10 protein-coding genes are annotated in these 13,274 nt (G+C 61.5%); 6 read left to right on the forward strand and 4 right to left on the reverse strand.

The window, feature by feature from the left end; translation table 11 throughout:
- Positions 1-45 precede the first annotated feature (45 nt).
- From smc to def, 5 genes are read left to right on the forward strand one after another with little or no spacing between them, the layout of a single operon-like run.
- Positions 46-3,573: a chromosome segregation protein SMC gene (gene smc / locus LSO07_RS13425; RefSeq protein ID WP_151094711.1), complete on the forward strand. Its 3,528-nt coding sequence runs from the start codon at positions 46-48 to the stop codon at positions 3,571-3,573.
- The gene (locus LSO07_RS13430) at positions 3,570-4,733 is read left to right on the forward strand and encodes a cell division protein ZipA C-terminal FtsZ-binding domain-containing protein (protein ID WP_151094713.1); all 1,164 of its coding nucleotides are present in this window, start codon (positions 3,570-3,572) and stop codon (positions 4,731-4,733) included. The genes smc and LSO07_RS13430 overlap by 4 nt, the downstream gene beginning before the upstream one ends.
- 14 nt (positions 4,734-4,747) lie before the next feature.
- Positions 4,748-7,114, forward strand: a complete 2,367-nt coding sequence (gene ligA, locus LSO07_RS13435) for an NAD-dependent DNA ligase LigA (protein ID WP_151094715.1) — start codon at positions 4,748-4,750, stop codon at positions 7,112-7,114.
- Between the two features lie 25 nt (positions 7,115-7,139).
- On the forward strand, positions 7,140-8,033 hold the full coding sequence (gene galU, locus LSO07_RS13440; protein ID WP_034784160.1) for a UTP--glucose-1-phosphate uridylyltransferase GalU: 894 nt from the start codon (positions 7,140-7,142) through the stop codon (positions 8,031-8,033).
- Entirely contained in the window at positions 8,030-8,566 is a 537-nt protein-coding gene (gene def / locus LSO07_RS13445; protein WP_151094717.1) for a peptide deformylase, read from the forward strand. Before galU ends, def begins: the two co-directional genes overlap by 4 nt.
- Before the next feature lie 127 nt (positions 8,567-8,693).
- Here the strand turns inward: def and LSO07_RS13450 are convergent, their stop codons facing one another.
- Positions 8,694-9,710, reverse strand: a complete 1,017-nt coding sequence (locus LSO07_RS13450) for a S1C family serine protease (protein WP_151094719.1) — start codon at positions 9,708-9,710, stop codon at positions 8,694-8,696.
- Positions 9,703-11,373 carry a hypothetical protein gene (locus tag LSO07_RS13455; protein WP_151094721.1) on the reverse strand — a complete coding sequence of 557 codons (1,671 nt, stop codon included), beginning with the start codon at positions 11,371-11,373 and terminating at the stop codon, positions 9,703-9,705. The genes LSO07_RS13450 and LSO07_RS13455 overlap by 8 nt, the downstream gene beginning before the upstream one ends.
- Here LSO07_RS13455 and LSO07_RS13460 point away from each other — a divergent pair.
- Positions 11,372-11,557 (forward strand): hypothetical protein, encoded by a 186-nt coding sequence (locus LSO07_RS13460; protein WP_151094723.1) that lies wholly within the window; start codon positions 11,372-11,374, stop codon positions 11,555-11,557. The genes LSO07_RS13455 and LSO07_RS13460 overlap by 2 nt on opposite strands.
- A gap of 11 nt (positions 11,558-11,568) precedes the next feature.
- On the opposite strand, the gene LSO07_RS13465 is transcribed toward LSO07_RS13460, so the two are convergent.
- Both LSO07_RS13465 and LSO07_RS13470 read right to left on the reverse strand, forming a co-directional pair.
- The gene (locus LSO07_RS13465) at positions 11,569-12,333 is read right to left on the reverse strand and encodes a flagellar brake protein (RefSeq protein WP_080753528.1); all 765 of its coding nucleotides are present in this window, start codon (positions 12,331-12,333) and stop codon (positions 11,569-11,571) included.
- 152 nt (positions 12,334-12,485) lie between these two features.
- A complete protein-coding gene (locus LSO07_RS13470; RefSeq protein ID WP_034752263.1) occupies positions 12,486-13,235 on the reverse strand; it encodes a pseudouridine synthase in 750 nt (249 codons plus the stop codon).
- Positions 13,236-13,274: the final 39 nt, after the last annotated feature.

Here is a 13,274-nt window from a genome sequence, read left to right on the forward strand (position 1 = left end):
CACCCATAATATAACCGCCAGCATAGGCCAGGAACTCTAAAACACGTGCGTCTCTCTTCCATCAAGTTGTCGGGATTTAAGTCTTTCGTCGATCCCACCAATTTCCAGGTGCCAGGCCAGCTCGTGGGCGTGGTCGGGCCGAATGGCTGCGGCAAGTCGAACATCATCGACGCCGTGCGCTGGGTGCTGGGCGAATCGAAAGCGTCGGAACTGCGCGGCGAGTCCATGCAGGACGTCATTTTCAATGGCTCCACGCACCGCAAGCCGGCTGGGCGCGCCTCGGTCGAGCTGGTATTCGACAACAACGATGGCAAGGCCTCGGGCCAATGGGGCCAGTACGCCGAGATCGCCGTCAAGCGCACCCTGACGCGCGACGGCACGTCCACCTATTACATCAATGGCCAGCCCGTGCGCCGGCGCGACATCCAGGATATTTTCCTTGGTACGGGCCTCGGTCCGCGCGCCTACGCCATCATCGGCCAGGGCATGATTTCGCGCATCATCGAATCGCGCCCCGAAGAATTGCGCGTCTTCCTGGAGGAGGCGGCCGGCGTCTCCAAATACAAGGAACGCCGCCGCGAGACGGAAAACCGCTTGCAGGATACGCGCGAGAATTTGCTGCGCGTGGAAGACATCTTGCGCGAACTCAATGCCAACCTGGAAAAGCTGGAAGCGCAGGCGGCCGTGGCCACCCGTTTCCACGCCTTGCAGGCGGACCAGGAAGAAAAACAGAAACTGTTGTGGTTGCTGCGCAAGAACGAGGCGCAAAACGAGCAGACGCGCTATTTCCGCGAAGTGGAACAGGCGCAGACGGACCTGGAAGAGCAGACGGCCAAGCTGCGCAACGTGGAACTGACCCTCGAGCAGATGCGCCAGGCGCACTTTGCCGTGGGCGACCGTTTGCATACGGCGCAAGGCCATCTCTACCAGACGAATGCGGAAATCGGCAGCCTGGAAGCGCAGATCAAGTTCGTCATCGAATCGCGCGCCCGCCTGCAGGCGCAGCTGGCGACCCTGACGGCCCAGCGCGACCAGTGGACGCAGCAGGGTGGCGAATACCAGGAACAGATCGAAGAGGCGGAATTTCATCTCGAAGAGCTGGCTGCCAAGGTCGAGCAATCGCAAATGATGGCGGAGCAGAAGGGCGAGCAATTGCCTGAGCTGGACGCCGCCTGGCGCGCCGCGCAAAACAAGAGCACGGAATCTCGCGCCCGGATCATGCAGGCCCAGCAGCAGCTGGAACTGGAATCGGCACACCAGCGCAACGCCTCGAACATCCTGGCCAGTCTCTTGAGCCGCCGCGAGCGCCTGCAGCAGGAAAAGAACAGCCTGAGTTTGCCCGACAGCAGCCATCTGGAAAACCTGAAACTGCAGCTGGAAGAAAAGCAGCAAACGCTGGAAGAACAGGGTTTCTACCTGGAAGAGGCGCTGGAGCAGCAGCCGAAGCTGGAGCAGGAACGGGCCGAGGCGCAGGCGCAAGTCAATGCCGAGACGGCGGCGAATGCCCAGCTGGAAGCGCGTCTTTCCGCCTTGAAACAATTGCAGGAACGGGTACAGACCCAGGGCAAGGTTCAGCCATGGCTGAAAAAGCACGAGCTCGACACCTTGCCGCGCCTGTGGCAAAAGCTGCAGATCGAAGCGGGCTGGGAAGCGGCCATGGAATCGATCTTGCGCGAGCGCACGTCGGCCCTGCAACTGTCGAACATCGACTGGGCCAAAGCATTCTTTGCCGACGCGCCGCCGGCCAAGCTGGCCCTGTATGCGCCATCCACCGTGGCGCCGCTGCCGATGCCGGAAGTGGCGGGTCTGAAACCGTTCCTGAACTTGCTCAAACTCAATGATCCGGGCTTGCGCGGCTTGCTGCAGGATTGGCTGTACAACGCCTACGCCGTGGAAGACGCGGCCGAAGCCCTGGCCGAACGGGGCAAGCTGCCGCCAGGCGGCTACTTCGTCACGCGTGCCGGTCACGTGGTCACGGCCACCAGCGTGCGCTTCTATGCGGCTGATTCGGAGCAGGAAGGCATGCTGGGCCGCCAGCAGGAAATCGAGAATATCGGCAAACAGTTGCGCGCCCAGCAATTGCTGGCCGAAGAGGCGCGCGCCCGTTCCGTACGGGCCGACGCGGCCGTGGGGGCCTTGACGCGCAACCTGTCCGACCTGCGCTTGCGCATCCAGCAACTGACGGCATCCGTGCATACCTTGCAGCTCGACGTGGTCAAATTGTCGGAAGTGGAAGCGCGTTTCAACCAGCGCAGCACGCAGATCGGCGCCGACCTGGCCGAAATCGCCGCGCAGGAAGCGGAACAGATGCAGACCAAGCTGGAATCGGAAGAAAAATTCGAACAGCTGGACATGGAACTGGGCAACTTGCAGGAAGCGCACGAAGACGGCCATACGGACTTCCTGCAGAAGGAACAGCGCCTGGCCGAAGCGCGCGAAGCCTTGCGCGACCTGGAGCGGGCCGCCAAGGATACGGAATACGCGGAAAAAGCCCAGCGCGCGAAGATCGAGGAGTTGCGCCGCAACATCGCCACGGCCAGTACGCAGGCCCAGCAAGTGACTGCCAGCCTGCAGGCGGGCGAACTGGAACTGGCCAACCTGGAAAGCGGTGCGGCGGCCGACGGCTTGCAGGACTTGCTCGAACGCCGCACGACGCAGGAGAGGGCGCTGGCCGATGCGCGCCATGAGCTCGATCAGATCACGCAGCAGCTGCGCCTGTCCGAAGATGCGCGCACGCAATCGGAACGCAGCCTGCAGCCGCAGCGCGACAAGATCATGGAAATGCAGCTCAAGGAACAGGCCGCGCGCCTGAACCAGGAGCAATTCGCCCAGCAATTGCTGGAGTCGGGCGCCGATGAAGCTGTCCTCACGGAAAAATTGCACCCGGACATGCGTCCCTCGTATCTGCAGGGCGAAGTGACGCGTTTGACGAATGCCATCACGGGCCTGGGCGCCGTCAACCTGGCCGCGCTGGACGAACTGGCGCAGGCCTCCGAGCGCAAGAATTTCCTCGACGCCCAGAATGCCGACCTGACGGAAGCGATCAACACGCTGGAAGACGCGATCCACAAGATTGACAAGGAAACGCGCGACTTGCTGCAAGACACGTTCGACAAGGTCAACCACCACTTTTCCGAACTGTTCCCGATTCTGTTCGGCGGCGGCCAGGCCAAGCTGACCATGACGGGCGACGAGATTCTCGATTCCGGTGTACAAGTCATGGCGCAGCCTCCCGGCAAGAAAAATGCCACCATCCACCTGTTGTCCGGTGGAGAGAAGGCGCTGACCGCGACCGCATTGGTGTTTTCCATGTTCCGCCTGAATCCGGCGCCGTTCTGCCTGCTCGACGAAGTCGATGCACCGCTGGACGATTCGAACACGGAACGCTTCTGCCGCATGGTCAAGCGCATGTCCGACCAGACCCAATTCCTTTTCATTTCGCATAACAAGATTGCGATGGAAATGGCCCATCAATTGATCGGTGTGACGATGCAGGAGCAGGGCGTATCGCGCATCGTGGCGGTGGACATGGAGTCCGCCGCAAATTTTGCAACCGAGGCACAAGCAGCATGACAGACCTTCAAATTACCTTGTTCGGCGCCGGTGGCGTCTTTATCGTCGGCGTTTTCTCGTATAACAAATGGCAGGAATACAAGGCCAAGAAAAGCGTGGAACGGGCCTTTTCCACTGACCACGACGACGTGCTGATGCGCGAGGGCGACGCCCCTGCGGTGGAAGCCCAGGAACCCGTCTTGCGCCAGGAGCCGCGCTTCGACTCGGCGCCCGCCGCCAAGGCCGAACCATCGTTCGGCGCGCCGCCAGCGGCCCCCGTACCTGACGCGCCCGTGCATGCGGAACCGTCGCTGGCCGATGCCGACCCTGCACCCGCCACGCCTGCCGTGCCGGCGCAGCAGGAAGTCAGCGCCGCCAGCGAACAGGCGACCAGCCTGGTCGACCCGCTGATCGATTGCCTGCTGCCCCTTTCGCTGGAAGCGCCCGTGCGCGGCGACAAGATCCTGCCCGTGCTGCAAACCCTGCGCCTGGTGGGCAACAAGCCCGTGCACTTCATCGGTTTGCACGTGAATGGCGACTGGGAACCGATCACGCATGGCGGTGTCTACACCAAGATGCAGGGCGGCGTGCAGCTGGCCAGCCGCAGCACGGCCTTGAATGAACTGGAATATTCGGAACTGGTCACGCGCCTGCGCGGTGTGGCCGACGAGATCGGCGCCGAGCCGGAAGTGCCCGACATGATGGAAGTGATGGCCGAAGCGCGCAATCTGCACCGTTTCGTGGCCGGCCACGATGCCCAGCTGGGTGTGAACCTGCACACGAATGGCGCGCCATGGGCCATTTCCACCTTGCTGTTCGCGCTGGAAAAACAGGGCTTTGACGTGCGTCCTGATGGCCGTTTCGTCATGCCGGACGGCGACGGCGGCTATCTGTTCTCGCTGTCGACGAATGTCACCCTGGCCGAAGAAACGACGCCACGCCTGACTCTGTTGCTGGACGTGCCATGCGTGGCGCCTGCACGCGACGGCTTCGGCGCCATGGTCGCCTGCGCCAAGGCACTGGTGGGCCGCCTGGACGCGACCATCGTCGACGATTACAACCAGGCCTTGTCCGATGCGGCGCTGGCCGAGATCGCCGGCCAGGTGCAAGAGTTTTACCAGGAAATGGACGCGGCCGACATTCCGGCCGGCTCCACCCGCGCCCTGCGTTTATTTAGCTGAAGAATCCCGCAACAATGACTGATCCGATCAACCAGGACGCCACCCAGCGGAATGCCGCCCAGCGCGTCCTGGCACTCACGGCCGAACTCAATCGGCATCTGCACGCCTATCACGTGCTCGACAATCCCACCATCCCCGACGCCGAGTACGACAAGCTGTTTGTCGAACTGCAGGCGCTGGAAGCAGCCCATCCCGAATTGCGCACGCCCGATTCGCCCACCTTGCGCGTGGGCGCGGCGCCCTTGCCGCAATTTGAGCAAGTCACGCACACGGTGCCGATGCTGTCGCTGAATAATGGTTTCTCCGATGACGATATCGTCAATTTCGACCGCCGCGTGCGCGAAGGCCTGGACCTTGACGGTGCAGAGGTCGACTACGCGGCCGAAGTGAAATTCGACGGCCTGGCCATCAACCTGCGCTATGAAAACGGATTGTTCGTGCAGGCGGCCACGCGCGGCGACGGCGCCACGGGCGAAGACGTGACGGCGAATATCCGCACCATTTCCGGCATCCCGCTGCGCCTGCATGGTGACAGGATTCCTGCCGTGCTCGACGTGCGCGGCGAAGTGATGATGTTCAAGGCCGATTTTGCCCGTTTGAATGAACGCCAGCGCGAAGCGGGGCAGAAGGAATTCGCCAACCCGCGCAATGCGGCCGCCGGCAGCCTGCGCCAGCTCGATTCGCGCATCACGGCGCAGCGCAAGCTGCGCTTCTATGCGTATGGCATCGGCGCCCTCGATGGCGCCGCCATGCCGGTGTCGCATTCAGCCTTGCTGGACTGGTACGAAACGCTGGGCATCCCCGTGTCGAAGGAGCGCAAGGTAGTGCAGGGCGCGCAGGGCTTGCTGGCATATTACGTCGATATCGGCGCGCGCCGGCCCGTCTTGCCCTACGAAATCGACGGCGTCGTCTACAAGGTGAATGCAACGGAAGACCAGCAGGAACTGGGCTTTGTGTCGCGTGCGCCCCGTTTTGCGCTGGCGCACAAGTTCCCCGCCGAAGAGGCGCTGACGCAGGTGCTGGGCATCGATATCCAGGTGGGCCGCACGGGTGCCATGACACCCGTGGCGCGCCTGGCGCCCGTGTCCGTGGGCGGCGTGACGGTGACCAACGCTACCTTGCACAATGAAGATGAAGTGCTGCGCAAGGATGTGCGCGTGGGCGACACCGTCATCGTGCGCCGCGCCGGCGACGTGATTCCCGAAGTGCTGAGCGTGGTGCTGGAAAAACGCCCGGAACCGGCGCCGCTGCCGTTCAAGATGCTGGAAGCGTGTCCCGTCTGCGGCTCGCACGTGGTGCGCGAAGAGGGCGAGGCGATTGCCCGCTGCTCGGGTGGCCTGTTCTGTTCGGCACAGCGCAAGGAAGCGTTCCGCCATTTTGCGGGCCGCCGCATGATGGATATCGAAGGCCTGGGCGAACGTTATATCGATACCCTGGTCGAACTGGAATACGTGCATGGCTTGGCCGACTTGTACGGCCTGACCCTGGATAAATTGCTGGAAATGAAAGTGCGCGCCGACGAGCGCGATGGTTCGACGCCTGAAACAGTGCAACAAGGCAAGATTCCTACCAAGTGGGCGGAAAATCTGCTGGCCGGCATCGAGGCGAGCAAGCGCCCGCCGCTGGAGCGTTTCCTGTTCGCGCTGGGCATCCGCCACGTGGGAGAATCGACGGCCAAGACCCTGGCCGAATGGCTGGGCAGCCTGGCGTATGTACGCAAAGCGCCGGCGGCCTTGCTGCGCGTGCTGCCCGACATCGGCGGCACCGTGGCCGAATCGATAGCCGACTTCTTTGCGGAAGAAAAGAACCAGCAGGCGCTGCAGGCATTGCTGGACGCGGGTGTCACGCCGCAAGGCGAACATGCGCCCAGCGCCAAGCTGCGCACGCAGCTCGAACAAACCACCTTGCTGGCCGCCATCGGCATCCCGAAGCTGACGGAGCCGCGCAGCAAGCAGCTGGTGGAGCGGGGCGTGACCCTGGCCAGCCTGGCTGCGCAAGGCGCCAGCTTCCATGCGGGCTTGCCCGCCGCCGTGGCCGAATCGCTGGCGCAATGGCTGGCCGATGAGGGCAATGTCAAGCTGCTTGCTCAACTGGACGCCCTGCGAAATGAATTACTGTCACAATTGCCTGAAATGCCAGCCGCTGGCGGCAAACTGGAGGGTAAGACTTTCGTCCTGACGGGCACCTTGCCCAACATGAGCCGCGACGAAGCCGCGGAGCTGATCGAGGCGGCCGGTGGCAAGGTCAGCGGTTCCGTGTCGAAGAAGACAGGCTATGTTGTGGCCGGTTCGGATGCCGGCAGCAAGCTGGCCAAGGCCCAGGAGCTGGGTGTGGCCATACTCGACGAGGCTGGCTTGCTGGCTCTGCTGGCGCAGGACTAATCATTCAAAATACTACAGAAGACCCATGAAAAAAATCAGAAAAGCAGTTTTCCCCGTCGCCGGCCTGGGCAGCCGTTTCTTGCCAGCGACCAAGGCGCAACCGAAGGAAATGCTCCCCATCGTCGACAAGCCATTGATCCAGTACGCGGTGGAAGAAGCGGTGGCGGCCGGCATCACGGAAATGATCTTCATCACGGGCCGCAACAAGCGCGCCATCGAAGACCATTTCGATACGGCCTACGAGCTGGAGTCCGAACTGGAAGCGGCCGGCAAGCGCCAGTTGCTCGACATGGTGCAAAACGTCATTCCCAAGCACATCAATTGCATTTACATACGCCAGTCGGCGCCGCTGGGCCTCGGGCATGCCGTGCTGTGCGCCCGTCCCGTGATCGGCGACGAGCCGTTTGCCGTCTTGCTGGCCGACGATTTCATGGACGTGGAAGAGGGCGTGCGCCCCGTGCTGGCGCAGATGACCGATGTCTTCCAGTATGAAAATTGCTCGCTGCTGGCGGTGCAGGATGTGCCGCGCGCGGAAACCAAGCAGTACGGTATTGTCTCGGCAAAGAATTATCAGCCGGACCTCGAATTGGTCTCGGCCATCGTGGAAAAGCCTGCGCCCGAAGAGGCGCCATCGACCCTGGCCGTGGTGGGCCGTTATGTGCTGACCAGCCGTATCTTCAACCACCTGGAAAATATCGGCACGGGCGCCGGCGGCGAAATCCAGTTGACGGACGGCATCGCCGCCCTGATGCGCGAAGAGCGCGTGCTGGCTTACCGCTACCAGGGGCAGCGTTATGATTGCGGCTCCAAGCTTGGCTACCTGAAGGCAACGACGGCGATGGGCATGAAACATCCGGAAACGGGCGCGGCCTTCCGCACTTACCTGCAAGAACTGCAATCGGCACTGGAAGTAAAATGACCGTACGTGAAATCCTCAAGATGGGCGATCCGCGTTTGTTGCGCATGGCCGAGCCTGTGCGTGAATTCGATACGCCCGAATTGAATGCCCTGATTGCCGACATGTTCGACACCATGCATGCGGCCAATGGCGCGGGCCTGGCGGCGCCGCAGATCGGCGTCAATCTGCAACTGGTGATCTACGGCTTCAAGCAAAACCTGCGCTATCCCGACGCGCCGCAAGTACCGGAAACCGTGCTGATCAACCCTGTGCTGACGCCTTTGTCGGAACGCAAGGAAGAGGGCTTTGAAGGCTGCCTGTCCGTGCCTGGCCTGCGCGGCAGCGTGCCGCGCTGGAGTGAACTGCATTACGAAGGCGTGGACCAGTTCGGCCAGCCCATCAGCCGCGACTGCGACGGCTTCCATGCCCGCGTGGTACAGCATGAAGTGGACCACTTGCACGGTATTTTGTATCCGATGCGTATCGTCGATTTTACGCAATTCGGTTACACGGAAGTCATGTTTCCGGACCTCGATCCCAACGACGACGACTAGGCGGCCTGAGCTTGGGGGCGGATCTGGCAAGGGCGAGCCCTGTACGGAGCGATTCGATGCCGAAGAGCCAAGCCCGGTGCTGGAAGCTGGATTGCGGGATATCCTGTGCAAACAATTGCATTGCTGATTATTTTTCAGGTTCCATGCACGCCGCACTCTGTTTTGCCACGTACACCGGATTTTCCTGTCTGCGAAATTCGCAGAAATAGCGATATTCAAAATGCCTGAAGCCGGTATCCTGGCTATTTTCGTCGTCGCGGATGAAGCTCAGGATGGCGGACGGGTAGGCGTTTTTTAGCTGTTGCTCATAATTTTTGCAGGCAGCGCTGCGGCTGTAGCCTCCTCCGCGCCATGGCGTCCACTCGCTCTTGAGTTCGTCAATGGCATAGCGTTCTATGCCGTGGCTAGGGTGCTGGCACACGGGAAAGGCAGCACATGCGGCTGATTTTTTCATTTCCGCCCCTGCGGCCGTCAACAGATGCTGGGCGCGCGTGATCGGGATGATGTAAGTGACCAATTGCCCGCCGTTATTGATTGCTACAGCCACCCCTACCACTGTGCCATACCGACCAAAGACCGGACTTCCGCTATTGCCTGGATTGAGCGCCAGGTTGGTTTGCCACCACGGTTTGAGTTGTCCGTCGAGCATGGTGTTTTCCGCTGTTTTTTGGCCGCCTGGCACCAGCGCCAGGTCGCTTGCGCCAGCAAAGCCGAGGGCTGTCAAAGTGGTGCCTACGGCAATATTATCAGGCGGGGCGATCGTTACCGTTGGCCACGGGGCGGCGCCTGGCGCCAAAGGCAGCTTCAACAAGGCCAGATCGGACTCCGAATCGCGCGAAACGACGCTTGCTTCGACTGGCGGATTGAGCCGGGAGCCGGCGCGCGCAGTCACCATAGCCGAGTTGACCGTCACATCCTTTGTATGCGGGCTGACGACATGGGCGTTGGTAATGACGTGGCCGGAGGGGGAGACGATGAAGCCGCTGCCGTAATCGACGCCATCGCCGTCGGGCGTAGTATATTCATACTTGATTTGTACCGTGGCCGGCTGGTTGGCTGTGAACAGGCATTGCATATCCTGTGCCTCTGACAATGGCGTGAAGAGTCCGAGCAGCGGTACGCACATCAGGATTGGTTTATTCATCTCGATCTCCACTTGCCGGACTCAGCGCAACTCGACGCAGTGGCTTGTACCCGGCTTGCTGCAGCTCGGCTTGTGTGTAAGACCTGCGGCACACTCCGCCGCACGACAGGTTGGCCGTCGACTCGATCACCACCACCACGGGACCAGCTGGCCCGGCGTGGACTGATTCGACCAGACGCACGTGGCTGCGCGGCTTGTTGACGATGTCTGCCGGAGACAAGTCGTGCCAGGTGACGGGTTTGCTGACCTTGTTGTCTGGCAGGCTGCCCGTGGTGAAGTAGCGGCCCGTATTCCAGGCGTACGAGACAAAACCGGAACAGTCCATGCCTGTACTGTTGGGGTAAACGCAATTTGCTTGACGACAGGTGCAGTCGTCGCCTGCAAGCCGGCCTGCATCGAGATGCCTTGTGAAACTATCCAGTGAACTCATGTAGCCACCCCAGCGGTAAGGAATGCCGGTCACGTTTTTATCGAGTAAATCGTCGAGGCGGCGTGGACGGCGCCAGATGTTCTCGGGAGGCTTGCACAGGTTGGCGACAGCGGTTTGTGCAAATGCGCTGGGTTTCAGTCGCCACACGAGTTCCAGCGGTGCGCGCGCACGTTGCAGGATATGCGATGCGCTGATCGGCATCAGGGCGATATTGGTGGCGTCAGAGACGCCATTGAGGCGCTCAAGGCCGCGCAGGCTGTCGTCATATTCCGCAATGAGCGTGGTGCTTGCAAGGTGTGACGCCAGCGCCAGCGGCTCCGCCTTCCCTATATCGGAAAACAGGATAGTCTGCAGCCGCACGGTGTTATCGTGGAAGAGCAGGCTCAGAACTGTTCCATCGTCGCGGCGCACATAGGGACGGCGAGTGTCGCAAGCGAAAGCCGCTGGCTGCACGTAGGCTTCGGCGTCCGCGGCGCCCGAGGTATTGACCTTGACAAGGCGCACATAGGCCGCCTCGTCCGGCAAGCGCCGGCTTTCGTGCAGGGCCACCAGCGCACCTTGTTCTTCATTGACCCAAAGAACCCTGGCATCGACGATGCGCATGTTTGAAGTGAGCCTGATTTTCGCAAGCGGGCCTGTTGTCTGGGACGATTCGATGAGGATCTCGTTCGGAGAGGCGCGCGGCGCTGCCACTGCATAGGATGCGGCGGCGGCCAGCGTGGTCGCCAACGGCGTGCCTGCTTGTTCCTTCGACAGATCGATCGGCGTGCGTTTTCCATTCAGATCATCAAGTGCAAAACCGTCCGCGAGCGCAACCAGCTGCGGCACTCCTGCTTCGGCGTTGTAGTCGGTGCGTGTGCGGGCCAGCACCTGGCCCATGCGGCTCACGACCACAACCTCACCGAGCGCCCCGACAACGAGGAATCCCTGTGAGGTGGCAAGGAAATCAACAGGCTCGAGCAGATCTGGCGGCAATGCGACGTCGTGCTTGCCACCGTCAGCCAGCACGATGATCTTGCCGTTGACCTTGTCCAGCACGGCTATCCTTTCCGCTCCTGCACTGGCAATGGCGGCCGGTCCCTGACATTCCTCGTTGGGGTGGATTTCCAGGCCGAGCTGGCCCGGGCCACTGCCGACCTCCAGTGCGATGCCGAGTGGCGCTTGCGCATGGGCACATAAGGCGCCGGCCATCAAACATGCCGGCAATAGGAATGACAGGAAAAGGGTGCGCATGGTCTCCTCCGGCACGGTGGTCGCTGGTTCGGGATGGGTGAGCTACCAGACTAGCAGCGAAGATGCGGCTTTTGTACTGTGCGCTATTGAGCTGGATCACGCCGCACATGAAAAAATGGCCGCGCAGCTGATATTGCTGTGCGGCCATCTTGTTCTCGCGTGCGGCAGCCTGGGCCGAGGGTGATAGCGCCTTGTTCAGCGCACCTTGCGGCTGCTGCCCAAGTTATCCAGCAGCATCTTTAATTCATCCTGCATGGCATCCGTCAGGTTCAGGAAGCGGCAGCCGATCTGCACCTGTTCTCCCAGCAGGAAGGAGCGGAAGGTGCGCGACAGGCGGATTTCCAGGTCGGCGATCATGACCTTGTTTGGTCCCAGTTCCAGGCGCACGCGCGACAGCTTGCGCCCCACGTACAGGCCCACCGTGTCGCGCGGATGGGCGCGCATGCCGATGCCGCCGGCCGAGAAATCATACAGCTGCAATTCATACGGACGGCCCTCGAGCACGAAGGCGGCCAGGTAGTACACGCCCAGCGGCGTTTCCAGGCGCGTCGATTCGCGCCGTTCCAGCACCAGGCAATGGCTGGGGAAGTTGGTCAGGTAAACGTTCGGGCGTTCGGGATACGCCTGCCATTCGCCATTGATGGTGAATTGCAGCTTGGCGCTTTGCACCCACGAGACAAATGTGGCGCCGCCTTCGGGCAGGGTAGCGCCTTCATTGAGTTCCAGCACGAATTGCGGCAAGTCGTCGTCGACGGACAGAATGCGCGCCATGATGACGTCTTCGCCGCCCGTCGGGTAGATGGAGATGGCGTCGCCATTGTCAGCCAGGCTGCACAGGGTTTCGCCGATGTCCCACGGATCGCTCATATGGTGCGGCTTGGTGCCGGGCGCCATCGGCTCGGCCACGTCAGCCAGGCTGGGCGCGCCTTTGCGCAGGGGATTGGGAATGGGATCGTTCACGACAGCGTATCTCTTTTGTTCTAATGGGGAATAGTGTATAGGTTTAAAGCAATATTTACTAAGTAAATCACAATAATTGTTTTTATATCACTATATTCCTGTTGCTTATGCGGAATGGCACGCCGTGCGGCATGCCATCCAGATGTCGCCGCTTAAAATTGTTCGTCCGCGCTCAGATAGCGCCATTGCCCTGTCGGCAAGTCGCCCAGCTTGACCTTGCCGATGCGCACGCGTTTCAGGCCCAGCACTTTCAGGCCCACGGCTTCGCACATGCGGCGGATCTGGCGTTTCTTGCCTTCGCGCAGGGTAAAGCTCAGCTGATCTTCGTTTTGCCAGCGCACCTTGGCCGGCAACAGCGGCTTGCCGTCGAGCCACAGACCGTGGTTGAGCTTTTTCAGCTCGCTGTCGGGCAGGGTGCCGCCCTTGGTGTAGCTCACGCGCACCAGGTATTCCTTGTCGATATCGGTATCGTGGCCGATCAGCTGCTTGGCCACGCGGCCGTCCTGCGTCAGCACCAGCAGGCCGACGGAATCGATGTCCAGGCGGCCGGCCGCCACCAGGCTGCGCAGCTGGGTGGGGTGGAACTGTTCCGGGCTGCGGTCTTCTGCCCAGCGGTTTTCCGCCTTGATCAGGGCCACGGCAGGCGTGTAGCCGTCTTCCGCCTGGCCGCTGACATAGCCGACCGGTTTGTTGATCAGTACGGTCACCCGCTTCGACTGCTCGGCCGCCGCCTGGCGTTCCACGGTGACTCTCTGGCTCGGGTAGACCTTGCTGCCCAGTTCGGACACCACCTTGCCGTCCACACGGACCCAGCCGCGCGCGATCCATTCATCGGCTTCGCGGCGGGAGCACAGGCCCAGTTCGGACATGCGTTTGGACAAGCGTAATAATTCTTCGGTCATGTTGTTTCAGTTTCAGTAAAGGTAGGCGCTGCGCGGGAG

The organism is Janthinobacterium sp. PLB04, assembly GCF_021165895.1.
In the GTDB taxonomy this organism is placed as follows: Bacteria; Pseudomonadota; Gammaproteobacteria; order Burkholderiales; family Burkholderiaceae_D; genus Janthinobacterium; species Janthinobacterium lividum.